This window comes from Psychrobacter okhotskensis (assembly GCF_965638355.1).
Taxonomy (GTDB): Bacteria; Pseudomonadota; Gammaproteobacteria; order Pseudomonadales; family Moraxellaceae; genus Psychrobacter; species Psychrobacter okhotskensis.
Map to the genome: position 1 here is coordinate 1,952,359 of NZ_OZ281822.1, position 24,920 is coordinate 1,977,278.

The following is a 24,920-nucleotide window of genomic DNA, read 5'->3' on the forward strand; positions in this document are numbered from 1 at the left end:
ATATGGCGATCGATAAGAATAATCCCCTAGAACAACAGAATAACCCAGATCGAAATGGCTCAAATGGCGACTCAAATAGTGGCAGTACGCGCCGCCGTAACAAACCACGTCGTGATGGTAAAGGTAGCAATACTAAAACCAACAACCCTACCACAGCCGCATCGGGTAAAAATAAAACGCGTCGTGGTGGTCAAAATTCTCAAGCATTGACGACTCAAACCGCAGAGACGAGCACTGCTATTGATCAGAGTCAGTTGATCAGTGATGCCGCTGAGGATGCTGCTGCACAAGCTGAGGGTGGTATCAAAGCCGTCGGCAACCAGCGCACTATCCCCTTTATGAAGATAGAAAAGCCAATGGCTATTTTATCGTTACTCATGGTGATTGGTAGTATTATCGCGATTGCTGTTAATGGTCTAAATTTTGGTCTAGATTTTACTGGTGGTGTATCAGCAGATGTACGTTACGAGCAGCCGGCTGAGCAAGTAGAAGTGGTCAAAGCCTTGGCCGACAATGGCTTCGATGATGCCGTCGTACAGTATCTTGGCACACGTCAAGAGCTACTAGTTCGCTTACCACCTCAGTCTGACAACATTGACGGACTCAATGCCAGTCTTAGCGCCGCGTTAGCATTGCCTAATAACACGGTTGAAATCAGTAATGTAAATATCATTGGTAGCCAAGTAGGTAATGAAGTCTACTTAAACTCTGTTATGTCGCTGGTCTTGGCCTTGGCTTGTATGCTTGGTTATGTCGCGCTACGTTTCCAGTTTAAGCTGTCTCTAGGTGCAGTGCTGTCACTGTTCCACGATGCTATCGTGACCATTGGTGTCTTTGCCTTATTCGGCTTTCCGTTTGACCTGACCGTTTTGGCAGCTATTCTGGCATTGATCGGTTATTCCTTGAACGATACCATCGTTGTCTATGACCGTATTCGTGAGAACTTCCGCCGTGTCCGTGGTATTACGCCGCGTCAAACGATTGATTTATCATTAACAGAGACGTTACGTCGTACCATTATGACTATCTCAACCGTATTACTGGTTGTTTTAGCCATGTTGTTCTTGGGCGGTGACGGTCTCTATTGGTTCTCGGTTGCACTGTTCATCGGTTTGCTGGCTGGTACTTATTCATCAACCTATATCGCCAGTTCTATCCCGCTACGTATGGGGCTATCTCGTGATGATTTCGTGGTGAAGGTTAAGCCTGAATTTGAAGAAGAAATTGTGACCTTTAATGATCCAAAAATGTTTGAGCAAGACAATATTTAAAGCAACTTAGTTAATCTTTAAATAGAAGAGTATTCAAACAAGCTTATAATCCGTTTTTCACTATACGGAAGTGAGCTACCAATAAAAGCACCTGACTCATAATCAATGAGTGTTAGGTGCTTTTATCTTTATATGGTTCTATAAATTATCGATATAGCGATCAAATGTATTGCTTATTCCGAAAGCAAAATGATTTTCTGTACCCTCTGTCTGTTAAGTATAAAATGAGCCATCTATGTCAACTATTACGCCGCCACGCTCTATGCCACCGATTGATACTCGCTACGCGCGTATTATCGCTATTGCCTTGCCGGTATTGTTGGCCAATTTGGCAATGCCACTTCAAAGCGTCATTGATACTGCCATTGTCGGTAATATGAATGACACCGCTAAGCTTGCTGGTATGGGGTTGGCCATACAGTTATTGTCTTTATTGCTCGTCAGTTTTAATTTTTTACAGTACGCCTCATCTGGACTGTCGGCACAAGCATTGGGACAATTGGCTAGTCATGTTGACAACGCTATCAGCAGTACGACAAAACAGCCGAATCTAGCGCCCTCACCACTGCTATCTATTTTGCAACGTGCGTTATTGTTGGCATTCATCATTGGCGCACTGTTACTGCTGGCAAAACCTTGGTTAATAGAGTTTGGTCTGCAAGCATTATCTGCCAATCCTAACAGTGGCCTTGCTGCCAAGACTTATTTGGATGTGCGCTTTTGGGGGGTGATCGCTGAGCTAATGAACTTTGCCTTTATAGGCTGGTTTGCGGGTCAGGGCAAGACTCGCTACATGCTCTACCAACAAGGCTTTATCGCCTTACTTAATATCATTCTAACGCTATTTTTTGTGTATGGCATGCACATGGGCTTGGTCGGTGTAGCGCTAGGTACGACTATTGCATTTTGGTCTGGGGTATTATTAGCACTATGGTTAAGTCGTCAACATCTACAAATATCTTGGACGGCGCTGTTTACTGCTGATCGGCAACATTTCACCAAAGATAAAATGCTTAGGCTATTTTCGCTCAATAAAGATATCTTTATTCGTACGCTGATCTTAACATTGAGCTTTGCTTGGATTACCCGCTTATCTGCGCAAAGCGGTGATGTCATTCTGGCGGCCAACGCTATTTTATTGCAGGTACTAAGTATTTCAGCATTTGCCCTCGATGGTGTCGCAGTATCTGCTGAGACCTTGAGTGGTCAAGCAGCAGGACGACGTGATTGGCCACGTTTTCGTATTATCGTCAAACGCACTGGCGTAGTCAGCTATGGGCTTGCCATCATGTTGAGTACGATTTGGTGGCTTGCTATGCCAACTTATTTGAAGTTTATGACCAATATTGAACCAGTCTTCACACTCGCCTATGATTACCATCTTTATGCGGTGCTATTACCATTGGTCGGCGTTGGCGCTTATTGGTTAGATGGCATATTCTTTGGTTTAACAGCGGGTAATGTCATTCGTAACGCTGCTCTTATATTGGCGGCGGTATTTTTCCCTCTGAGTTGGCTACTCTATCAGCAGTGGGACATGACTGGCATCTGGCTCAGCGTTTGGTGTTTGTTGCTGCTAAGGCTGATTATTCTCGGCGGGTTTTTATACCGTGCACATCAAACTGGTAGCTATGAAAAATTACAGCCCAATGTTTAGCATTGATTACCTAAAGGTTTATTTACCTGAAAAATAGGACTTTCTTAACCTTATCGGATAACAATTAGCCCTTCATTATAAAATATAGGGCGTGTTGAACATTCACAAATAGGCACTGCTGATTGCTAAAATGGTTTCATACAAGGCGCAAGTCGACGATAATGTTAATACCTTAGCTAGACTTGCAACGCAGTATGGGGCGATTTTAGCATCAGCCCGTAGGGACAGGACTGTTTTTTGCCGCTTCTGTGTTAAAAATAGACGTTTAGAAAGACTAAACTTAAGATTTTTAACGTTGAATCGCCTAAAAAATAGTCTCTGTCAGTGCCATGGTCGAATGTTCAACACGCCCTAGTCAAAAAACAATACTGTTAGAAAATTAGGATGTCATGTGACCATTCATTCAAAGGAACTAAATCATCAACAAGCGGCTCACTATGATTGGGCAGGAGGCTTCAAAAAGAGCCTGCCAGTCGCGATGGGCTATCTGCCTGCAGGCATCGCCTTTGGTGTGCTGGCGCAAGTGGCTGGTATCCCTATATGGGCAACGATTATGCTCAGTATTGTCTTGTATGCGGGCGCGGCGCAATACGCCTGTTTGCCCATGCTAAGTGCAGGTTTACCGATTGGCAATATGGCCACGAATATCGCCGCTATTAATTTACGCCACGTATTTTATGGTATGCCGTTATTACAATACTTACCGAAACAAAAACTGGCCAAAACATACTGCTTATTTGCCCTAACTGACGAGACTTTTTCGGTCATGACCAGTTTACCTAATGAGTCTCGACAGGCATTAATCCTACCGATCAGTTTGTTTAACCAAAGCTGGTGGGTGCTAGCGAGTACGATTGGCGTGATGATAGGGAGCACACTTAGTGACTTGATACCACATTTAGACTTTGCTTTGGTTTGTCTGTTTGCGATTTTGGCCTATGAGCAGTTTCAAAGTATCAAGCGCTATTTCCCAATTGCTATTGCCGTGATTGCTTTAGCCGTTGCCTCTTTGTTTACTAGCAACTGGCTGTTATTGGTAGCGATTAGCCTTTGTATGCTGATGATTTTGGCCCGTGGTGTGTGGATGCAGCGCCGCGTACAAGGAGACACCGATGAGCAGTAGTTACCTTATTTTTGCCACCTTTGCTATGGCTGCCGTCACTTTTATTACGCGCGCCCTTCCCGCCTTGATACCCAAAAAGCTGCTGGATACGCCTTGGTTACACCGTTTAAATGAGAGCTTACCGTTATCCGTGATGGTATTACTTATTTTAACCAGTCTCTCCTATCAAGACTTATCAGCAAGTACGGGTATGCAAAGCGCAGAGTTACATTTACTCATGGCTCAAATAGGTGCTTTACTTCTGGTATTATTGGTCTATCATTTTAGCCGTCAATTATTGGTGAGCATGATCGTCGGCATCGCTGCGATTAATGGCTTGCTTTGGTTATTCACTCAACTGGCTTAATCGCTAATCATTACTTATAGTCGGGTCAATATAAAAAAGAGACAGCGTGACTGGTATAAGTTTTTTGCAGCCTCTGTCTGCGTAGGCACAGCAAGCAAGAAAAATTTTACCAGTCACGCATCATAATGTTGTTTACCAAACTGGCTTAATGGTTAGGGCGTGTTGAACATTCGACCATGGCACTGACAGAGACTATTTTTTAGGCGATTCAACGTTAAAAATCTTAAGTTTAGTCTTTCTAAACGTCTATTTTTAACACAGAAGCGGCAAAAAACAGTCCTGTCCCTACGGGCTGATGCTAAAATCGCCCCATACTGCGTTGCAAGTCTAGCTAAGGTATTAACATTATCGTCGACTTGCGCCTTGTATGAAACCATTTTAGCAATCAGCAGTGCCTATTTGTGAATGTTCAACACGCCCTAATCATTATTAATCGTATTTTGTATAACAGTACCATCTTTTGCAGATTAGAGGAATTAACGACACGCCACCGCAAAATTTGCTACTATTTAATTTTTATTTTTATCATCTAGGTAATGGAATTATGGCCAAGAATGCCCTACAAGCTCAACTTTTAAAAGCGGGATTGGTTGATAGCAAAAAAGCCAAAAAGATAAGCAAGCAATCTGAACATGCCAAGCGCACTGGTGATGCGTCCAATGTGGAAGCCAAAAAAGCATTGGCAGCAGCCCAAGCAAAAAAGCTGGAGAAGGATCAAAAGCTTAATCAAGAAAAACAGCAGCTTTTAGAAGAGAAAATGCTAAAGGCCAATATCGTCCAAATGATTAGGCAGCATCAAATCACTGATACAAAGGGTGAAGTCAATTATCAGTTCGTTGACGACACTAAAGTCAAAAAAATCTCTATCACGCAAAAACTATACGATCAAATCGTAGCAGGTCACGTGGTCATTGCACGCTTGGAAGAAAGCTATGCTCTACTTCCTCGCCCCTTGGCCGATCGTATAGATGCAAAACTAGAAGGCTTTATGGTAGTGTCTAACGATACCTCAGACAATGAGTTAGCAGATGACGATCCTTATGCCGCTTATGTGATTCCAGATGATCTCATGTGGTAATCCTACCAATAAAGCGCTATATATATTCCCAATATCACCTCTTACCATAAATAGTGGTTTTTCAAAGGATATCTCTTATTTTAAGCAATAAAAAAGGCTGGATTCTATCAAGAATCCAGCCTTTTTATATTTAAAAATTTAGGTATTTAGCAGCTTAAAGCTCTTCTATACCCATCATATCTACAGGTGTATCAGCCACTATTTGCACGCCTTTTTTTCCGGTCTTAGCAGTTTCACTGCGCTGCTCTTGTAGGTGCTCAAGATAGGCTTCATTGATTTGTCCAGTAATGTAGCAACCATTAAATACCGCACAGTCAAAACCTTCGACTTTACTGTATTTGGTATCTTTTACTGCTTCGATCAAATCGTCTAAATCTTGGAAGATCAAACGATCAGCACCAATAATTTTACGCACTTCTTCAACGCTATGCCCTGAAGCAATAAGCTCGCTACGCACTGGCATATCGATACCATACACGTTTGGATATTTTACGGGCGGCGCTGCACTGGCAAAAAATACTTTACGTGCACCTGCATCACGCGCCATTTGAATAATCTCATGACAAGTAGTACCACGGACGATCGAATCATCAACCAATAGCACGTTTTTACCTTTAAACTCTAACGGTACAGCACTGAGCTTTTGACGCACTGATTTTTTGCGTTGCTGCTGACCTGGCATGATAAAAGTACGACCGATATAACGGTTTTTCATAAACCCTTCACGGTACTTAATATTCATCTTAAGCGCCAGCTCCATCGCTGAGGTACGCGAGGTATCTGGAATAGGAATAACCACATCAATATCGTGATCTTCACCCCATTCTGCAAGAATTTTATCACCAAGCTTCTCGCCCATACGCAGACGCGACTTATAGACTGAGATATTGTCCATGATGGAATCTGGACGAGCAAAATAGACGTATTCAAAGATACAAGGGGTGTATTCTTGCTGCTCGACGCACTGATGCGTATGTAGCTGATGGTCTAAGTCAATAAAAATCGCTTCACCGGGTTTGACATCACGAATAATAGTGAAGCCAGAGCCAGTCAAGGCGACCGATTCTGAAGCAACCATATATTCTGTGCCGCCATTGGCTGCCAAACGTTCACCAAAGATAAGTGGGCGAATACCGTTTGGATCGCGGAAGGCAAGCAAGCCATGACCTGTGATTAAAGCAACAACGCCATAAGCGCCTTCAATACGACTATAAACCGCTGTGACTGCTTCAAATATTTCGGCAGGCGTTGGATGGGTTTTTCCTAGATTCTGCATCTCATGCGCCAGCACGTTTAACAGTACTTCCGAGTCTGAATCAGTATTCAGGTGACGACGGTCTTCTTTATATAGAGACTTGGCCAAGCCCTCAGCATTGGTCAAATTACCATTGTGCGCCAGCGTAATACCGTAAGGTGAATTGACATAAAACGGCTGCGCTTCTGCACTGCTTGACGTGCCTGCCGTTGGATAACGAACATGACCGATGCCAAATTTGCCAACCAGTTTTATCATATGGCGATTCATAAAAACGTCACGTACCATGCCGTTTTCTTTACGTAAATAAAGCCGACCATCTTGCAAAGTCACAATACCTGCCGCGTCTTGCCCGCGATGCTGTAGCATTGTTAAGCCATCATAAAGAATCTGATTGACCGGCTCATGAGCTGCAACCCCAACGACTCCACACATAGTTATATCCTATTTTGAACCACACATTAGTAACACAATAACGGCATAAGCTTGACAGTAGCTTATGAAAAACAGCCATCTACTCTTACCGCTGACCTGATGATGTTGCTTAAGCTTAAAATCTTGATGACAGTTTGCTCACTGACCTACAGTCAGCAAAGCCATCAATCATTCACAAATTGAAATTTATGAACCCTAAATGCTATCGAATAATTTTTTATCAAGGATAAGTTATAAAGACTCAGTTATGATTTTTGGTATTAAAACGTTAAAAAACAGGCTTAAGAAACGAAGAATAAGTCTAAAAAACTATGCGTATTAAGACTGATTGACCTGATCCCAAGCCATACCGAGCACGTCTGAGACTAAAGCCTTACCCATTGGCGCATAAGGCATCAGTTCAGGAGCAAGCACCGAGGTTTGCCATTGCGGCATTTTTACCAATAAGGGCGCGCTGACACTCAAAACGACTAATACCATCAATACATTTTTGGCCGCCCCAAGGACGCCACCTGCCATCTTGTCAACAATACCCAGACGTAAGGTTTTGAGTACCCCTGAAAAAGCAAAGGCGACGATATGCATAATCGCTAAGATAATGATTACGACCAATAAGAACGCCGTTGCCATTTGCAAGACAGGGTTTTGTACGATACCTGATAATTGCGGAGCAACTGAGCCTGCCAAGCGCGTGGCAGCAATAAGAGCAATAAACCAACCTGCCAAGCCGACTGCTGTCTTAATGAGTCCTACCTGAAAGCCGCGCCATAAGCCAATTAAGACCACAATAGCAATCACAATATCTAGACCACTCATATGTCACGCCTCATTTTTAGTGGTTGTCTAACTTTCCATGGCATCGTAATAGCCACCGATGGCTTGAATGCATGACTGTACCAGCCCAGGACCTCGATAAATCAGTCCGGTATAAAGCTGTACCATATCAGCACCTGCTTCAATCTTTTTGACCGCTTTGGCACCACTATCGATACCACCCACCCCAATCAAAGCTACTTTACCATCCAGCTGATCAGAGAATTGTTGTAAAATTTGGGTGCTGATGTGGCTCACTGGACGACCCGATAGGCCACCGGCTTGGTCACCATCGGGCAAGTCTTCGACACCGACGCGGCTCAATGTGGTATTGGTGGCTATCAAACCATCAATCTCAAAATCTAACAACTGCTGTGAGATATAATCCACTTGTAGCGGCTCTAAATCAGGGGCTACTTTCAAAACCAGCGGCACATAAAAACCATACTCTGTTGCCAATTGGTTGTGACGGTTTTTAATCGTATCAAGTAGCTGCGTTAACGCTTCACCACTCTGTAAGTCACGTAAGTTTTTGGTATTTGGCGATGAGATATTGACGGTAATATAGGAAGCGTGTGCATAAACCCGCTCTAGGCAATAGACATAATCATCAGCGGCTTGCTCCACTGGCGTACTGGCATTTTTACCGATATTGATGCCGATGTTACCTTTGTATTTACAGCGTTTGACGTTTTCAATCAGGTAATCAACGCCCTGATTATTAAAGCCCATGCGATTGATAATGGCATCGGCTTGTTTGATTCTAAATAGGCGTGGCTTATCATTACCAACCTGCGGTCTTGGCGTGACCGTCCCCACTTCTATAAAGCCAAAACCAAGCTCGGCCAGTGCATCGATATAATCACCGTTTTTGTCCAACCCTGCGGCAAGGCCAACTGGATTAGCGAACTGTAAACCCATACAGTCTGTAGGCTGCATCGACTGACCATATACCAAACCTAAGGCACGCGCTTTATGGGCTTTATCTAACAAAGATAAGGTCATCTCGTGGGCGTGTTCAGGGTCCATCTTAAATAAAAAAGGGCGAAGTAAGGCATAAGACATAGTAATGACAGACCCTGCTCGAAAAGCAATGATGAATGAGAAAAACGAAAGAGATTAAGCGCAGCGATTATATCAGCTTAACAGAAATAAGACCAAAGTTTCATACAGCAAATTTCTATTCCAAAAAGTCAATAAGCGCTGCTAAACACTGTATATAAATGATATGGGATTGAACGTATTATGGCACAGGTCGTCCATCTGTTAAGGCAATCCAACCTCGTACAATACGATAAAGGTGCCAAATAAAGGTCAAACCCATAATAATAAAACCAATACTGACCAATAAAAATGAACCAATGGCTATATTGCTGCTATCGGCAAACATGCTGACACCAAAACCGCCCAAAGCAAACGTGATGATAAGAATGCCTATGATAAACCAGACGATACTGTACCAAAACGTCTTAATTTGCCAATCAAAATGCGTGGCTAGCCATGAGCTGTCCGCATCGTGGCGCTTAGCATAATTCATGATAATCGGCACGACCCACAACAGACCAGCCGTGAAATAACTGATCACATACAATAGATAGGTGATGTGATTATAAGTGGTTAAAGAACGGCGTTTACTGTCACTCATGTTGCCGCTTATATTGTCATTTATCATGTGTCTTGATCCTTAACAGGTCATATTATAATCAGACGTCTTAGTCTTAATAGTAGTCTGTTGACGCAGATGCTTATCCGCTTAAGTGCAGGAGAATAATGTATAGGAAGTATTCATCACTAAAGTGTTCAATAAACCTTTGATTGTGTCGGATGAGGTGTTTTTCAATGAAGCTAAATTCAATATACAGTGCGAGGCAGTTAGCATTGTTAAGAAGTAACAGTTGCTTGCACCTCAATAGCTTTGGTGGTCACGTCCTGTTGCATCGAGAGTTGGGTAAATTGCCAACCTTGCTGCTTAAGCTTACCGAGTGCTGCACTCACAACCGCTTGACTGGCATTGGTGAAGCTCAGCTGCACCCCGTCACCAGCCGCAACCACTTGCGCATTGGCAATACCCGAGGTATTTAGTAGCTCACTCACTCTGTTGGCAGGTGGCATAGCAGCTGCCCCATCGACGCTGTTAGTCGCATTGCTATCCACCTTACCCGCTTGCGCGCGCAGCCAAAAATAATCAGCAATTTGCTCTTGATACTCAATTTTGCTATCGCTTGCAGCTTGATGAACCGTATAACCGCCGTAGCCACCCACGAATAACAGTAAAAAAGCAGACAATATAGCCAATGCTAATTGATCGCGTGGAGACAATGCCTGCCAGCGTGATGATAGGACATTTTGATAACTATTCACCCGCTCTGAAAAAGCGCTTGTTTTAGGCGCAGACACGCTACGTTTGGCTCGGCGCTGTAATCGTTTCATGCTCTAACCTTTATTGCCAATAGTTAATCGTGGAGGGTTTAATCTTGAGTAAGTAGATTGCAATCATCTGAGTGAGCACCTTACGGATGGTCATCGTCAAAACACAGCGCTCAGCAAATACTAAAAATTCTCAATAAGCTTAAGATGCTGCTGCCTTGTCGGCACTGACGCTTTCTGGCGTCGTATCATCTTCATTTATACTCACAGTAATTTGCCCACTAAACTGCCCTTGCTCATTGCTATTTACCCGCTCTAGCTTGGCCGTTAATCCTTGAGTGAACAGGGTATTGGCGAATTTATCAAGACTGTCGCGGTCAGGGGCAATCAACGTAAAACTGAGCGTGGATGGTTGCATAACCAAAGCTTGCGCTTTTAGAGAGGACTGATTAATCAGTGGTGATATGCGTGCCAACACGGCCATATGTGGCGAGGCTTGACCATTGGTACCCAGTTTTGGCGCCATTTGCGTGGTCAAATTGGTGCGCGGGTTTAGACGTTCATCAGGAAACCAAGACTGATATTGCCCCGCAATCGCTGTTTTTGTCGCAGCCGTCGCCTGATGATACTGATAAGACTGCACCCCATCTGTGGCTATCTGTAGCACGAGTGCCGACAGCGCCACCATCATTGCCACTCGTAGATAAGGTGATAATTGCGAATCGGTTGATTTGATAAAGAAATTAAGCGCGTGACGGTCAGGATTGTCAATCGGCTTGGGCGTACTCGTTAGCGTCGTCAATAGCAGCTGATGAGCTCCTATGAGCGCGGCTGTTTGTGCCGAAACATCGCTGGTCGTTACTGGCTTTTGTAAATCAATCCTATGATCAGACTTTGTAGCATCAAGGTCTGAAAAACTTGTACTATCAAAAGCTTCAATGCTTGGTACCACCATCACTTCACTCAGCTGCAGGAAGCGCTCAAAAATCAACGGTAAATAGCTGACCGCCATTCCTTGATATAATGATTGGCGTAGCAGCATCGTCTGGTCATCTTGATAGAGTATGACTTGCTGCCCTGCACCTTCTTCCGGCACTGGTAACAATAGAAAGTCGGGCAGTAATGCTGCGATAGTCATACCAACGAGTTTGGCACTTTGCTGCCATGCCTCAATATCAGCCTGCGCCAGCGCGTATAAATACTGACTATCAGCAAGGCTGGTTTGCCGCACTGCCAATTGCTCAACAGGGGTCAAAGACATCTCTTCAAATAAATACTGCTTACCAGTATCACCCAATTGCTTAAGCTGTGCACCACTAAGCTCGGTATCGACGTGTAATACGTGGCTTGATGGAAAGTACAAACATACTGTTTTATGGCTATTGGATTTATAGCTGCTATAAATATCATGCAACTGTTGCCAGCCAGCAACTGACTGCCATTGTTGTACGTCTTCATGCCAGACAGCTAGCGGACTGTGCTGCGCTCTTAACCAAACATGTAACACCAAGTGTGTCCTTAATTATCAAAGCCATAAAATAACAAATTTAGACGTTTTGTAAGAGCCCATGACCATGTTTATGTTTATGTTTATGTTTAAAGCATCTTAATATTTTTAAACAGGGTCATGATGAATAATATTACTACTACTAAATATAGTCAGTCCAATATGGAAAAGATACAGCGGAACTGGGATGCTTAGTTTTTAATATAAGTTTTGCAGCCTCTGTCGGCGTAGGCACACCAAGCCAGAAAAATTTATACCAGTTTCGCGTTATGAAATAGCGTATCCATTTTATTTAGGATCGACTATAGCCAATGAAAGAGCGATATCAATACGGTTGCTCAGGTACAAAGCGATTGACCTCGGTTGCCATTCCAGACATGATAAAATCCATCTCAAACACTCGTGCTTCTGCCAAAGAGAACGCCTCAGGATAATCACCGGTTAGTAAGGCAGCCAGATTGGCGACGATAGACATATGACACACCACCACGAGACACTGCGCCTCAATCTTTGCTATATCGGTCAACGCACTATGGGCATCGTCAGAAGGCGTTATATTATCTTGTACCGTCGCTGGTACTGTAGGCGCCCGCGCTTGCAGCTCTGCTAGGGTTTGCTGCGCCCTATCATAAGGACTTACGATAAAACGATCAGGCTTATAATTGGTCGTGATATATTTTGCAGTTTGCGCGGCTTGCTGCTGTCCAAAGTCAGTCAGCTGACGAGCGCTGTCTGGACGCGTTTCGTCTTCTGCCTGACCGTGACGTATTAATATCATTTTCATAGCGTTCCTTGTCTATAACCTGGCTTTTTGTCAGCTGCCTTTTTATCAACTGCCTTTCTATGACCTACTTTGCCACTGTCTGACTTTACACGTTTTTAGCAATACACATTTTCAGCAATACACGTTGCCAACAATCGTTTTATTTAGCATCGCTGTCTGTATCAACATCATCGTCATTGTCATTGTCGGAGGTACTACTGGCAGCTTTCATTTGCGCAGTAAGTGCAGCGTTGCTATGGTCATGAGCCATCACAAATTCGACATCACTGCGGAAACCCGCTTCCATCAAATGGAGCGCCACACCCAGCGCGGCCTTATCTTCATAAATAACCGCATAAAGCGCATGGGTAATGGGCATATAAATACCGTCTTTAGTCGCCTTTTCATGGACTTGCTGAATAGTATTAACGCCTTCTGCAGTCTGGCCCAGTTTTTTGACGGCAGCATCAATACTCATACCACGACCAAGCATATTACCGATGCGGTAGTTACGACTTAACTCCGAACTACAAGTGGCGTATAAATCGCCAACACCTGATAGCCCTAAAAACGTCAGTGGATTGGCACCGGCTTCGACACCAAAACGACTCATCTCTGCCAAGGCACGGGTCAATATCATTGCTTTGGTATTCTCACCCACTTCGTAGGCCGCAGCCATACCCATCGCAATGGCATAAATGTTTTTGAGCGCCCCGCCCAGCTCAACACCGCGTATATCATCACTGGCAAATACTCTAAAGAAAGCACTATGCAGTGCCGCTTGTACAGCATGACGTAGTGGTTCAGACTCACTCGCAATCACGGTCGCAGATGGCATATTTTTCATAATCTCTATAGCAAGATTAGGCCCTGACATGACGCCAAAATTCACCTCAGGCAACACTTCTTTGATAATATCACTCATCGTGGCAAAAGTGTCTTTTTCCATGCCTTTCGTTAGCGACACAATAGACTGTCCACTAATAAAGGGGGCGATATTTTTTAGCGTTTCGCGAAAGGCCAAGCCTGGTACGGCAATAAAGATAATGTCGGTATCTTTGACTGCCGATGCTAAATCATGACTATATTTCAGGCGGTCATCAAGCTTATAACCGGGCAGATATTTCTTGTTCGTCTGGGTTTTTGTCATGGCCTTAACGGTACGCTTGTTACGAACCCACAGCGTGGTATCACAACCATTACGCGCGGCTAAGTTCGCCATTGCCGTACCAAAACTACCACCACCTAAGAACGCCAAACGCAGCTTGGTAGGATTGCTGTGAATCTCTGCCATGTTTTTTGCGACTGCTGACTCTACCGTGCTAGGGTTGAGCTTCTTACGACCGATACCAGATTTGCTGGCTCGTTCAATGATGCCTGACAACAGACTGTTTTGTTTGTCAGCGGCTTTGTTACTCTCGTTGCTACTATTCTGAGCATTATCTTTGTTAGTATTGTTGTCATTAGCGCTTGTCATATGCATGTATCCGTATTGACTGACTTATTAGTAATAATATCTTTAGTGGGCAGCTACTGAGGCCAATTGTGTTGCATAAATCATTTTCTTTAATTAGTAATATTGTTTAATAAAAAACCGTCTTTAGCTCAGTAGCCCTCAAGTATGGTTATGACTCAAAGCGAACAAGCGGCTCGATATCAATAGGTTTACGTGGGTGCTCACCTTTAGGACTGGTGCCAGTATAAACAAAAGCCGTGACATAATCATCTGCACTTACGCCGAAATATGCTTTTACCGCAGGTTCGTTACACAATAATCCTGTACGCCATACTGTGCTGAAGCCTTGCGCTTTTAACGCCAAAATCAGATTTTGTACCGCAGCGCCTGTACTTAACATCTGTTCGAAATGCGGTACCTTTTTATGCTCTTGCATCTGAGTCACCACCGTAATAATAAGCGGCGCACGTAGCGGCATCGTCTGAGTTTTTTTCACTGTTTTTTCAGAGAGTATCTCGCCCTCTTCGGTGGCCTTTGCCTCTGCTGCTTCGACAAGGGCACGCCCCAAGTCGTGACGAGCGTCACCGGCAGTCACAATAAAGCGCCACGGACGCAATTTTTTGTGGTCAGGTGCGGTCGCTGCACACTCAATCGCTTCTTCAATCTGGGCTTGCGTTGGTGCAGGAATATCTAAGTTACCCACACTACGTCTTGAATTAATCCAGTGAATGAGCTCCTCACTAGTAAATGGCGTGCTCTCAGTCGTTAGTGATTTAATAGAGATATTTTCATTATTTTTTGCAGGGTTTCTTTCTATTTGACTGTTTTCTGCTTGACTATCTTGTTCTTGACCACTTTGCACTTGACTATCTTTTGCTTGATTTTCCTTTGTAAAGTTGTTTTCGTCAGACTTATTCATTATTTGTCCTTATTTATTATTGATATTGACTGCCACTATTTATCTCAGCAGATTATCCCGTTATAAATATGATTGGACAATCGTAAACGAAAACCCAAGCAGCCCTTAACCTCTATCTTTAAATCACAATCATACTTTTAAATAAAAGTCCTACCAATAGTAGACCAAGCTAGACTAACGCCGCATTTAATTTATAAAGGATTAACTATATTAAGCAGCATCCGCATTTTCAACACGGTGCTCCATCTTTAAGTAGTCTTCTGATTGCATCTCAAGCAAACGCGAGCGTGTCCGTTCAATCTCAAACGCCAGCTTTTCACCTTGATACAGCTCAAGAATTGACTGCTCTGCTCGAACCAATAGTTTTACGCGGCGATCATAAAACTCATCGACCATATAAATAAACCGGCGCGTTGGATCACGCAGGTCATCATCTAACGCTGGGACCCCATTGACCAGTACCGTATTGAACTGTTTGGCGATTTCAATAAAATCAGCAGCGGAGCGCGGCTCCATACATAAATGACGGAAATCGCAGAATAAAATATCTTCGGTACGGGCATTGATTTTGATCTGCCGACCATTGATAGTGATAGGCTCATTGCTGATTTTTTGATTATTAGACAAGCTCGCAAAGCGGTTGGCCAGCCAATGGTGATTGGCTTTGGTCATGGGTGATTCATACAACTCTGCTTGCTGTAATACGCGCAAACGATAGTCAATACCAGAGTCGATATTCATGACTGTGGTATGGCGCTCAACTTCAGCGATAGCCGGCATAAAACGATCGCGATGCAAACCGTCTTTATAGAGGCCAGACGGCTCAATATTTGAAGTCGCAACCAACGTCACGCCGCGATTGAATAACATGGTAAATAGATCGCCCAAAATCATCGCATCAGAGACGTTGGAGACAAAGAACTCATCAAAGCAGATAATAACGGCTTCTTTGTAAATGATATCAGCAACTTTCTCTAATGGATCACTCTCACCTTGGATGGCATTTAGCTCGCGATGGACGCGCTGCATGAAATGATGGAAATGCTGACGTATCTTGCGATCAATGGTCAAAGAGTCGTAAAACATGTCCATCATCCAGGTCTTACCGCGTCCCACCCCGCCCCACATATACAAACCTTTTGGGGCAACTGGCTTGGCCTTTAAAAAGCTAAAAATGCCTTTTTTTTGTTCTACGCTGTTGACGAGCTGATGGTGGAGCTCATCAAGATAGCTCATGGCCTGATATTGCTGCTCATCTCGAGTAAACTCATCCGTGCTGATGGCCTGCTCGTAACGTTGCAATGGAGATAAACTCATAATAAGACTCATCATTTAAAAAGGTAAATATAAAGAAAAAGGTGTGTGATGTTAATGACCACTTATTTCTATTTCTATGTGTGACCAGTTAATAAGAATAAATAATCACTTAATCTTATCCAATCACTTAATCTTGTCAATGCTCAGCAAAACTGTGCTGTTCCAACAATTTTTTTAACTCGGACAAGCGCCCGTGAAAAAAATGCCCTGCACCATCCACGACACTGACTGCCAGACCTAAACGCTCTGCAAATTCCTGCATATTATCAGGGTCAATCACTTCATCAGCATTGCCATAAATCTCAAAAGTTTTATCGGCTGGTAAGCTCAAGTCACTGGTATTGTTTTTTTCAACGGACGGCGCAATAAGGGCAATTTTAGTAATCTCAAAATCGCTTAATCCCCAAATATGAGAGGCGTCAAGCACTTGCTCAGCTACTCGTGAAATCACATAACCGCCAAAAGAAAAACCACCCAGCCATAACTTACGCGCATTGGTTTGTTCTGCAATCCATTGTAGCACGGTCATTGCATCGACCACTTCACCTTCAGCATAATCATGCTCACCAGTTGACTGACCCACACCGCGAAAGTTAAAACGTACCACGTGCATACCGTTATCGCGCGCAAAGCGGTACATCGTCGTGACTACTTTATTATTCATCGTACCGTCAAATAAGGGATTGGGATGACAAAGCAGCGCCACCGTGTCAGTATTTGGATCGTTAGGATTGTCTTGTTGCCATAGCGCGTCAACTTCGAGCACGCCAGCAGGAGCAGGAATCAATTGCATAAACTTACTTAGTAATTAAAAATGAATACCTCAATTATCCTAGATATGATTTTTATTTCAAGTGATTTGCTGTGTACGCCTCAGGTTTATATAAGGCACACATCGTTTTATGCTAGATAATGGCTCAGAATGCTTAGAAAATTAGGTTATGTTGATTGGCTGCAACGCCAGTATGTAATACAAGGGTAATACCGCACACAATAACTGCCTAGACACCCAAGACTACAATAGGTTAGATTTACTCTGTCCCTTCATGGACGAAACTGGCTTCTAATGAACAAAGCTTTTAATAAACAAAATACTTTTAATAAACAGAGCACTTGCCCTACTTGTCTTTAATTTTTTATGATCAATTTACAGGAAATAGGAACCATTTATGAATACTATTAGCAAAACTGCCACCATCACTGCCACCTTGGCGACTGCACTTGTCTTGAGTGCCTGCCAGAGCACGCCTTCATCGCCAGTCATTCAACGTGCCAATTCCATTTACGAAACCACTGGCATAGCAGATAGCAAAGTAAAAGCCCAGCAAAATGCGCTTGATAGTGCCAAGAATACTTGTCGCAGCAAACAAGTCATTATCGTTGAAGACAAAGTTAAATATAATGGTATTTTAGATGAACGCACAGGTCGTATGGTGGGACAAGCTGGTGCAGTAATCGGCTCAATCTTTGGGACTGGTTCACCAGATTTATCACGTGATGATGATTATGAATATACGATCAACTTCCGTTGCCAATAAGAGAGTCATTATTCACTGATACTGCTAAATCATTCTACTAAATCTTGGAGTCTACTGAATAAGTTGATAGACAATTTAGTAGCTTAGTTTTTTACTTAGTAACGTAAAATGGTGTTTGACGTAAAATATAATAAGGTTTGGCCAGTAAGTCAGCGATGAAAATACTATATTGATTGCTGACTTACTGGCTTTACTTTTTGTAGCTACGCTTTTGGGGTAAACTACCCTATCTAATGTTGTACTCATTCTATTCAGTTTCTTAGTTTTTAAAATCTCTATTTTCAGAACCTTTTTTTTAGAATATTTGTTTTCAGAACCCTTGTTTTCACAGTCCTTGGTCTATTATTATGCGCAAACCCAATTTTTCAAATACCAAACCAGCAAAAGTATTAGCGCCTGCCAAAGATTTAGCGACTTTGGAGGCCGAACTGGCGGAACAAGAAGACCATTTGGAAGACACGGTCCTGCGTCTGAGTGACTATTTATCAGCGGTTGAGATGGTTATCAAGCAAACCTTTGACCACCGTGTATGGGTGAAAGCTGAAATTCGCAATCTGTCTAGTAAAGGTGGGCATTATTACTTTGAGTTGGCTGAAAAAGATGAGGAAGGCAAAGTCGTCGCCAGCTGCCGTGGTAATCTCTGGCGCTTCAAAGCCGCCCGCGTATTGGCAAAATTTGAGCGGTCAACTGGCATGCCTCTTGAGCGCGACTTGACCGTATTACTCAAAGTATCCGCAGGCTTTCACGCACAATATGGCTTCTCTATTACGATTGAAGACATTGATCCTAGCTATACCTTGGGAGATTTGGCACGGCAATATGCGGAGATGGTCGATCGCTTGACTGGCGAAGGCTTATTGCAGCTCAATCAACAATTACCTGTGCCCTTTGATATCGAGCATGTCCTCGTGATTGCGCCCGAAAAGGCCGCAGGTTTAGGTGATTTTCAAGCCGATGCTGATCGCTTAGCAAGTACAGGCGCTTGTCACTTCCATTACCATTACGCGACCTTTCAAGGCAATCATGCCCCAAGCGAGATTCGCCAAGCCATCGTCAGTGCCCAGCAACGATTCCAAGATACTTATCAGCGCCTGCCTGATTTATTAGTGATTATTCGTGGCGGCGGCGCGGTGGGAGATTTGGCTTACCTCAATGATTACGAGCTTGCGGCATTGGTCGCTGAACAACCTGTCCCCGTCTGGGTTGGTATTGGTCACGAGCGCGATAAAGTGATTTTAGATGAAGTAGCGCACAGCAGCTTTGACACGCCATCAAAGGTAATTGCCGCTATCATGGCGCATTTAGCACAGCTGGTCACGCAGACTTTGCATTATCAAACACAAATAAAACAAGCCGCTCAGCGTCAACTCAATATCGCGGAGCAACAAACGGCGCGACAATTGAGCCAAATACAGTCACGTACCATCGGTCAGCTGACCGCGCTACAAAAAGACAGCGACTATGCGTGGCGTAGTATTCAGCAGAGCGCGCAGCGGCAAGTAAAGCAAGCGGCGAGACTGACAACCGAGTTACACACACAGACGCAAACCCTTGCACATCAGCAATTAGCCAGCGCCCATAACTACAGTGATATCCATCAAAAAACCATCATGCAGAGCGCGCAGCAGCAGCTGATACAAGCACAACGTGATAGCGCCCATCTTCGTGATATCGTACTCTTGCACCGACCGTCTCGTGTGCTCAAGCAAGGCTACACCATGCTGACTAATGATAAAGACAAACAGATACTCACCAGCAGCACACAGCTCTTCCCTGAGCAAACCATTCATATCGTCTTAAAAGACGGTAAGGCTAAAGCTCAGATTGTTGAGGTTAATACTGAGAAGAACACGACAGAAATATCAGATATACCAAGTTAACCATATAATAACATCTAACGATTACTCCCCTACTTACTTACTTGTACTCTAAAAATTAGGACACGCTATGACTACCCCTACTCGCAAGCGCAAAAAAGCCGCCCCAAAAACCTTTAAGGCAGCTTACGATATTCTAAAAACCAATGCGGCTGAATTGCAGCAACAAGATGAGCCTGATATCGACAACTTGATGACCACGGTGGAAGAATCAATTGCCGCTTATCGCGTTTGCGAGACGCGCATCAATGCAGTACAACAAGCATTGGATGCCGCTTTTGCTGAAGAAGATAAGACAGAAAATAGCAACAGCTAGAGATAGGCTCATTCTCTATTCGGGTTCATCAACCTCGAAAACTTGGCGCAAATAGGCAAGATACGTATCATTATTGATCATGGTCTTGCCTGGGCTATCAGACAGTTTAGCAACAGGCTGCCCATTACACTCAACCAATTTGAGTACAATATTAATTGGCGTGATGCCCATATCATTGGTGAGATTGGTGCCAATACCAAAGCTGGTTCTGATGCGCTCTTTAAAGTATTGATGCAACTCCCACGCCTTTTCAAGCGTCAAGCCATCACTAAAAGTCAAAATTTTCGTCTTCGGGTCTATCTTTAGTTTTTGATAATGCGCAATGGCTTTATCACCCCAAATATACGGATCGCCGCTATCATGGCGCAGACCATCGAAAAGCTTGGCGAAATACAGATCAAAATCACGCAAGAATGCGTCCATGCCAACGACATCGGTCAACGCGATACCCAAATCACCGCGATATTCATGTACCCAAGATTCGAGTGCGGCTTTTTGTGAGTCACGTAAACGCACATCCAATGCTTGAAAAGCTTGCATAAACTCATGCGCCATCGTTCCTATCGGCGTCATCCCAAGCTGCTTAGCTAAATAAACGTTTGAGGTGCCGCTAACAACTTTCGGCTCAGCTTTGTGCAGAGTTTCTACCACATGCGCTTGCCAGCTTTTGCTAAAGCGTCGACGTGTGCCAAAGTCTGCGACGATGAACGGCGGCTGGTCTGTGTTTTGTTGCTTTGCATACTGCTGCAACAGCGCAACCTTGTCATCCAAACGCCTTTGTCCCTCCTCTATTACCCTAGGGCTCGATAAGGCATTAAAATACAACTCGTTCACGATAGCCAGCACGAACACTTCAAAGAACATCGCCTGAATCATTGGCCCTTCTATATCGATCAGTAAACGCCCTTTATTGTCCGTACTGACGGTGATAAAACGGCGCTTAAGTTTAAACAGCTCTAAATAATCGACAAAATCGGAACGCATAAAGCGCAACCCACGCAAATACTCCAATTCATCTTCTAAGAAGCGCAATTCACACAACATATCCAATTGATGCTCTAATGACTCTCTAATGTCTGCTAGTGGATAGACCGCTTCATTATTATTACGGCAGCGAAATCGATAGACACCATGGGTCTGCGGGAACTGATGTAACATGGCTTGTAGCATGGTAAATTTGTACAAATCGTTATCAAGCAACGAGGTAATAATAGGTGCATAGGTGACCGTCATGTTACAACCTTAAACGCAAAAGTTAAAAATCCATATTGCTCAATAGCTAAGCGATACCGACTAAAAGATATCAAAAATTCTAATAACAAATGATGATGAGACATTAAAAGACCATTTAGTATAAACACATTTGCGGTTTTTTGCAGGCATCGCGATGCCTAGCAGCAAAAATCATACGAGGGCAAGCAACGTTTATAAAGACTACCTATCCAAACGACTACTTACAACCGCTTAGATTAGTATAAAAAGTAGGTATAAAAGGTAAATCTTAGATTAACACATGAAGTGCAATATCAAAGAGCAGGTGAAAAAGAGGCCTAGATGCGCTAGCATCAAAGCTACTATCCACCGCCAAAGTGAGATTGCAACCATGAGCTATACACATCTAAGCCTAGAGGAACGATATCAGATTTATGCCCTTAGAGGGGCACAACATAGTATTAAATTTATAGCAGGGGCGTTAGGCAGAAGTCCCAGCACCATATCAAGAGAGCTTAGACGCAATAAAAGCCTACGAGGCTACCGGGCAAAGCATGCAGACAACACCGCTAAAGCGAGGCGAGCAAATAATGCCTTCACTATTGTGTTGAACGTCTGGAACTGGGTTGTTGATAAACTTAAGTTACAGTGGAGTCCTGAACAAATAGCAGGCGTTCATAGTAAACTCAGCCACATGAGCATCTATCGTTACCTATGGATCGATAAGAAACAAGGCGGCAGGCTATGGCAATATTTGAGACGCAAAGCCAAACCCTATCGTCAAAGGCTTACCACTGAGACTCGTGGGCGTATTAATGACAGGATATCAATTCATGAGCGCCCTCATGTAGTAAAAGAGCGATCCCGCATCGGTGATTGGGAAGCGGACACCATCATTGGTCAAAACCATAAACAAGCTATCGTGACAGTGGTAGAGCGAAAGACAGGTTTGGTTAAGATGAAGCGAGTGACTAAAAAGAGTGCTCATCTGGTCGCGGATGCGATGGTGGTAATGCTAACTCCAGTGAAACTACACGTTAAGACGATTACGTCCGATAATGGCAAGGAATTTGCGGATCATAAAGCCATTAAGCAAAGACTCTATAGTGGGTTCTACTTTGCTGATGCTTATGCCTCATGGCAACGAGGAACAAACGAAAATACCAATGGCTTGATTAGAGAGTACTTGCCTAAAGGATGTGACTTTAGACAAGTATCTGATGATGAGGTTCAAAACATTGAAGACAGGTTAAACAACAGACCAAGAAAACGATTAGGGTTTAAAACGCCAAACCAGGTGTTTTATTCCATTACTTAGCGTTGCACTTGGTGTGTTAATCTAGGAATATAAAAAAACGCTAAGGATAACCTTAACGTCTTTTTGTACTGTGCAAATAAGCACCATTAAATGACTATAGCTATGAAAATTACGATTTGACCAACTTAACCAGTGGCGCGTAGCCTGATTGCGGCATCGCACTGACAGGAATGAATTGTAATGCGCCACCATTGATACAATAACGCAAGCCACCGCGATCTTTTGGACCGTCGGGGAAGACGTGACCAAGATGCGAGTCTGCTACCCGTGAGCGAATCTCTGTACGCACCATATTAAAGGCTTTATCTTCATGCTGAGTAATGACTTGCATATCAATAGGCTTAGTGAAACTTGGCCAGCCACAACCGGATTGATACTTATCGGTAGACAAAAATAACGGCTCGCCACTGACCACATCGACATAAATACCGGGTGCAAACAGATTGTCATATTCATGACTAAAGGCACGCTCAGTAGCGGCACCTTGGGTAATATCATACTGGGCTTTGGTCAAGGTATTCTTCAAAGCATTTTTGTCAAAATTAGCATAACGCTTGGGATCTAAAGTCTCGGCAACCGTACTAACAGCGGCGAGCTTGGTGCGTGCTGTGCCTTCAGGTTTGTCATCAGCAAGGCTTAAATCAATATGACAGTAACCATTTGGATTTTTGGCGAGGTAATCTTGATGATACATCTCAGCCAAATAGAAGTTATCTAACGCTTCATGTTCAACGACGACTTTTTGCTTATACTGAGCTTGTACGCGTTTGAGTGCGGCATCAATCACCGCTTTGTCCTCTTGATCGGTATAGTAAATTCCTGAACGATACTGCACACCGCGATCATTACCTTGCTTATTTACACTGGTCGGGTCAACGACACGGAAATAATACTTCAAAATCGTGTCGAGATCGGTCTTATCTGCATCATAAGTAACTTTCACCGCTTCAGCATGTCCTGAACCGCGAATCACATCTTCATAGCTTGGGTTTGGCTGATCATCATCACCATTGGCATAACCTGAGACCACATCGACCACGCCATCGACGCGCTCCATATAGGCCTCAACGCCCCAGAAACAGCCGCCAGCCAAATAGATTGAGCGGGTATTAATCGCCTTACCTTTATCGTTATAGTACACACCATCTTTTTGCTTAATGGTTTCAATCTTACTGTTATTGTCTAAGGCTTGCGCGTTTGTCAGTTTGGCCTTGCCGCTTTTAAGCGCCGCAAAATCATTATTGGCATTTTCGGCCAGCGCATAAGCTTGCTCAGCCGTAATATTACCTTTGACTAAATGGACAAGATTGCCTTTTTTGTCCAGTATTGCCCAGCTAGGATAGACTTGTACACCAAGCTTATTAATCAAATCACCGGAGCTATCGACCAACACGGGTAGCTGCGGATAGTCTGCTTGAACGCCTGCATACCAAGTAGTGAACTCACCATCGGCTTTTTCATTGAGGTGACCGGGACTGGTAACTGTCACAACATTTAGGTCGGCAAATTTAGGATCGGTACGCCACTCTTCGGTCTCCTCTAGTGTACCCAAACATAGCGGACACCAGCTTGCCCAAAATTTAACTAAAGTGGGTTTATTTGGATCAATGACTGCTGCACCATTTTTACCCAGACCTTTAGTGAGCTGCGGTAACGCTTGTAGTTGCTTGAGCATGTCAGATGGCAGCATATCGCGTGAGTTGGTCACACCATTGTTTTCACTACCAGACTTGCTATTACCAATCGAAGTATTACTACTCGATTTACTTTCTGCACTGCTCACTTGACCACACGCTAACAATAGACCAGCACTCAATACTGTGGTCACACCCAGCGCACTAGCATTTTTGAGCCAACGTGATGGCTGACGCTTTGAGCTTGTTACCATACCAGAGTTGTGGCCGTGATCATTGTCGAAGTTATTATGTGGCATAACGGATCCTTTTTTATGAAGTCTTGCACTCATATCGTGCGCAGTCGGTCACGATCTTCTTGATAGGTTATTAGAGCAGGTGCTCAATTCAATCGATGGTCATCTAAATGAGCTAAAAAGAGGATAAACCAAGTGAAAATATGAGTAAGGAAATTCAGCTCTAAGCCGATGGCGTTGAAAAATAAGGCAAGGGAAAATAGGGAGAGATAAGTTAGAATAATTTAATAGTATACCCTGTTAATGGAGTTTACTTTAATAGTGAATATACCCTTGCTACATTTTTTTAACAACACGGAAAGACTGGCGATATAGAGTAATTAGAGGCAAGTCTGCATCTAATTGTCTATTTATATAAGGAGATAAACTAAGGAATATCCTCAATTCAAGCAGTCATATCTTAATGGGCAAAAATACAATGG

22 protein-coding genes are annotated in these 24,920 nt (G+C 43.6%); 9 read left to right on the forward strand and 13 right to left on the reverse strand.

Annotation, left to right across the window (positions count from 1 at the left end; all coding sequences use genetic code 11):
* The first annotated feature begins 2 nt into the window (after positions 1–2).
* The 5 genes from secF (at position 3) to ACSUPM_RS08165 (ending at position 5,475) form a co-directional block, all read left to right on the forward strand.
* On the forward strand, positions 3–1,271 hold the full coding sequence (secF, locus tag ACSUPM_RS08145; RefSeq protein WP_436879837.1) for a protein translocase subunit SecF: 1,269 nt from the start codon (positions 3–5) through the stop codon (positions 1,269–1,271).
* A gap of 235 nt (positions 1,272–1,506) precedes the next feature.
* The gene (locus ACSUPM_RS08150; protein WP_025653267.1) at positions 1,507–2,928 is read left to right on the forward strand and encodes an MATE family efflux transporter; all 1,422 of its coding nucleotides are present in this window, start codon (positions 1,507–1,509) and stop codon (positions 2,926–2,928) included.
* Positions 2,929–3,319: 391 nt separating this feature from the next.
* Positions 3,320–4,051, forward strand: coding sequence for an AzlC family ABC transporter permease (locus ACSUPM_RS08155; protein WP_025653266.1), 732 nt, complete (start codon positions 3,320–3,322; stop codon positions 4,049–4,051).
* The gene (locus tag ACSUPM_RS08160) at positions 4,041–4,397 is read left to right on the forward strand and encodes an AzlD domain-containing protein (protein ID WP_025653265.1); all 357 of its coding nucleotides are present in this window, start codon (positions 4,041–4,043) and stop codon (positions 4,395–4,397) included. The genes ACSUPM_RS08155 and ACSUPM_RS08160 overlap by 11 nt, the downstream gene beginning before the upstream one ends.
* A gap of 544 nt (positions 4,398–4,941) precedes the next feature.
* Entirely contained in the window at positions 4,942–5,475 is a 534-nt protein-coding gene (locus tag ACSUPM_RS08165) for a DUF2058 domain-containing protein (protein WP_025653264.1), read from the forward strand.
* A 154-nt stretch (positions 5,476–5,629) separates the two neighbouring features.
* On the opposite strand, the gene purF is transcribed toward ACSUPM_RS08165, so the two are convergent.
* The 11 genes from purF to ACSUPM_RS08220 form a co-directional block, all read right to left on the reverse strand.
* Positions 5,630–7,165, reverse strand: a complete 1,536-nt coding sequence (purF, locus tag ACSUPM_RS08170) for an amidophosphoribosyltransferase (RefSeq protein ID WP_201566198.1) — start codon at positions 7,163–7,165, stop codon at positions 5,630–5,632.
* 318 nt (positions 7,166–7,483) lie between these two features.
* Entirely contained in the window at positions 7,484–7,981 is a 498-nt protein-coding gene (locus tag ACSUPM_RS08175) for a CvpA family protein (RefSeq protein WP_025653262.1), read from the reverse strand.
* A 27-nt stretch (positions 7,982–8,008) separates the two neighbouring features.
* Complete coding sequence (locus ACSUPM_RS08180; RefSeq protein WP_025653261.1) at positions 8,009–9,043, reverse strand: quinone-dependent dihydroorotate dehydrogenase; 1,035 nt, start codon at positions 9,041–9,043, stop codon at positions 8,009–8,011.
* Positions 9,044–9,221: 178 nt separating this feature from the next.
* A complete protein-coding gene (locus ACSUPM_RS08185; RefSeq protein ID WP_201578090.1) occupies positions 9,222–9,650 on the reverse strand; it encodes a DUF4870 family protein in 429 nt (142 codons plus the stop codon).
* Between the two features lie 209 nt (positions 9,651–9,859).
* On the reverse strand, positions 9,860–10,408 hold the full coding sequence (gene gspM, locus ACSUPM_RS08190) for a type II secretion system protein GspM (RefSeq protein ID WP_101211005.1): 549 nt from the start codon (positions 10,406–10,408) through the stop codon (positions 9,860–9,862).
* A 139-nt stretch (positions 10,409–10,547) separates the two neighbouring features.
* On the reverse strand, positions 10,548–11,852 hold the full coding sequence (gene gspL / locus ACSUPM_RS08195) for a type II secretion system protein GspL (RefSeq protein WP_201578094.1): 1,305 nt from the start codon (positions 11,850–11,852) through the stop codon (positions 10,548–10,550).
* A 325-nt stretch (positions 11,853–12,177) separates the two neighbouring features.
* A complete protein-coding gene (sixA, locus tag ACSUPM_RS08200; RefSeq protein ID WP_025653256.1) occupies positions 12,178–12,636 on the reverse strand; it encodes a phosphohistidine phosphatase SixA in 459 nt (152 codons plus the stop codon).
* 139 nt (positions 12,637–12,775) lie between these two features.
* Complete coding sequence (locus tag ACSUPM_RS08205) at positions 12,776–14,092, reverse strand: NAD(P)H-dependent glycerol-3-phosphate dehydrogenase (RefSeq protein ID WP_025653255.1); 1,317 nt, start codon at positions 14,090–14,092, stop codon at positions 12,776–12,778.
* Between the two features lie 148 nt (positions 14,093–14,240).
* The gene (locus ACSUPM_RS08210) at positions 14,241–14,990 is read right to left on the reverse strand and encodes a nitroreductase family protein (protein WP_352288228.1); all 750 of its coding nucleotides are present in this window, start codon (positions 14,988–14,990) and stop codon (positions 14,241–14,243) included.
* 210 nt (positions 14,991–15,200) lie between these two features.
* Positions 15,201–16,307: a cell division protein ZapE gene (gene zapE / locus ACSUPM_RS08215; protein ID WP_436879838.1), complete on the reverse strand. Its 1,107-nt coding sequence runs from the start codon at positions 16,305–16,307 to the stop codon at positions 15,201–15,203.
* Positions 16,308–16,443: 136 nt separating this feature from the next.
* Entirely contained in the window at positions 16,444–17,100 is a 657-nt protein-coding gene (locus ACSUPM_RS08220; RefSeq protein WP_436879839.1) for an alpha/beta hydrolase, read from the reverse strand.
* Between the two features lie 376 nt (positions 17,101–17,476).
* Between ACSUPM_RS08220 and ACSUPM_RS08225 the strand changes: the two genes are divergently transcribed.
* The 3 genes from ACSUPM_RS08225 (at position 17,477) to xseB (ending at position 20,038) form a co-directional block, all read left to right on the forward strand.
* A complete protein-coding gene (locus tag ACSUPM_RS08225; RefSeq protein ID WP_201566202.1) occupies positions 17,477–17,845 on the forward strand; it encodes a hypothetical protein in 369 nt (122 codons plus the stop codon).
* Between the two features lie 347 nt (positions 17,846–18,192).
* Complete coding sequence (xseA, locus tag ACSUPM_RS08230; protein ID WP_436879840.1) at positions 18,193–19,725, forward strand: exodeoxyribonuclease VII large subunit; 1,533 nt, start codon at positions 18,193–18,195, stop codon at positions 19,723–19,725.
* A 67-nt stretch (positions 19,726–19,792) separates the two neighbouring features.
* A complete protein-coding gene (gene xseB / locus ACSUPM_RS08235; RefSeq protein WP_025653249.1) occupies positions 19,793–20,038 on the forward strand; it encodes an exodeoxyribonuclease VII small subunit in 246 nt (81 codons plus the stop codon).
* Between the two features lie 15 nt (positions 20,039–20,053).
* Here xseB and pncB read toward each other — a convergent pair whose 3' ends face one another.
* Complete coding sequence (pncB, locus tag ACSUPM_RS08240) at positions 20,054–21,271, reverse strand: nicotinate phosphoribosyltransferase (RefSeq protein WP_350588263.1); 1,218 nt, start codon at positions 21,269–21,271, stop codon at positions 20,054–20,056.
* Positions 21,272–21,641: 370 nt separating this feature from the next.
* Here pncB and ACSUPM_RS08245 point away from each other — a divergent pair, with 370 nt between their 5' ends.
* On the forward strand, positions 21,642–22,568 hold the full coding sequence (locus ACSUPM_RS08245) for an IS30 family transposase (protein ID WP_350588508.1): 927 nt from the start codon (positions 21,642–21,644) through the stop codon (positions 22,566–22,568).
* 109 nt (positions 22,569–22,677) lie between these two features.
* On the opposite strand, the gene msrAB is transcribed toward ACSUPM_RS08245, so the two are convergent.
* Positions 22,678–24,501, reverse strand: a complete 1,824-nt coding sequence (gene msrAB / locus ACSUPM_RS08250; RefSeq protein ID WP_201578012.1) for a bifunctional peptide-methionine (S)-S-oxide reductase MsrA/peptide-methionine (R)-S-oxide reductase MsrB — start codon at positions 24,499–24,501, stop codon at positions 22,678–22,680.
* Positions 24,502–24,920 lie beyond the last annotated feature (419 nt).

Excerpts from the sequence above, each read along its gene's own strand:
- ACSUPM_RS08210 (WP_352288228.1), bottom strand. The coding sequence starts at position 14,990 with ATGAATAAGTCTGACGAAAACAACTTTACAAAGGAAAATCAAGCAAAA.
- xseB (WP_025653249.1), top strand. The coding sequence starts at position 19,793 with ATGACTACCCCTACTCGCAAGCGCAAAAAAGCCGCCCCAAAAACCTTT.
- ACSUPM_RS08185 (WP_201578090.1), bottom strand. The coding sequence starts at position 9,650 with ATGATAAATGACAATATAAGCGGCAACATGAGTGACAGTAAACGCCGT.
- ACSUPM_RS08175 (WP_025653262.1), bottom strand. The coding sequence starts at position 7,981 with ATGAGTGGTCTAGATATTGTGATTGCTATTGTGGTCTTAATTGGCTTA.
- secF (WP_436879837.1), top strand. The coding sequence starts at position 3 with ATGGCGATCGATAAGAATAATCCCCTAGAACAACAGAATAACCCAGAT.
- ACSUPM_RS08150 (WP_025653267.1), top strand. The coding sequence starts at position 1,507 with ATGTCAACTATTACGCCGCCACGCTCTATGCCACCGATTGATACTCGC.
- ACSUPM_RS08225 (WP_201566202.1), top strand. The coding sequence starts at position 17,477 with ATGAATACTATTAGCAAAACTGCCACCATCACTGCCACCTTGGCGACT.
- pncB (WP_350588263.1), bottom strand. The coding sequence starts at position 21,271 with ATGACGGTCACCTATGCACCTATTATTACCTCGTTGCTTGATAACGAT.
- ACSUPM_RS08180 (WP_025653261.1), bottom strand. The coding sequence starts at position 9,043 with ATGTCTTATGCCTTACTTCGCCCTTTTTTATTTAAGATGGACCCTGAA.
- sixA (WP_025653256.1), bottom strand. The coding sequence starts at position 12,636 with ATGAAAATGATATTAATACGTCACGGTCAGGCAGAAGACGAAACGCGT.
- zapE (WP_436879838.1), bottom strand. The coding sequence starts at position 16,307 with ATGAGTTTATCTCCATTGCAACGTTACGAGCAGGCCATCAGCACGGAT.
- msrAB (WP_201578012.1), bottom strand. The coding sequence starts at position 24,501 with ATGCCACATAATAACTTCGACAATGATCACGGCCACAACTCTGGTATG.
- ACSUPM_RS08205 (WP_025653255.1), bottom strand. The coding sequence starts at position 14,092 with ATGACAAGCGCTAATGACAACAATACTAACAAAGATAATGCTCAGAAT.
- xseA (WP_436879840.1), top strand. The coding sequence starts at position 18,193 with ATGCGCAAACCCAATTTTTCAAATACCAAACCAGCAAAAGTATTAGCG.
- ACSUPM_RS08165 (WP_025653264.1), top strand. The coding sequence starts at position 4,942 with ATGGCCAAGAATGCCCTACAAGCTCAACTTTTAAAAGCGGGATTGGTT.
- purF (WP_201566198.1), bottom strand. The coding sequence starts at position 7,165 with ATGTGTGGAGTCGTTGGGGTTGCAGCTCATGAGCCGGTCAATCAGATT.
- ACSUPM_RS08220 (WP_436879839.1), bottom strand. The coding sequence starts at position 17,100 with ATGCAATTGATTCCTGCTCCTGCTGGCGTGCTCGAAGTTGACGCGCTA.
- gspM (WP_101211005.1), bottom strand. The coding sequence starts at position 10,408 with ATGAAACGATTACAGCGCCGAGCCAAACGTAGCGTGTCTGCGCCTAAA.
- ACSUPM_RS08160 (WP_025653265.1), top strand. The coding sequence starts at position 4,041 with ATGAGCAGTAGTTACCTTATTTTTGCCACCTTTGCTATGGCTGCCGTC.
- ACSUPM_RS08245 (WP_350588508.1), top strand. The coding sequence starts at position 21,642 with ATGAGCTATACACATCTAAGCCTAGAGGAACGATATCAGATTTATGCC.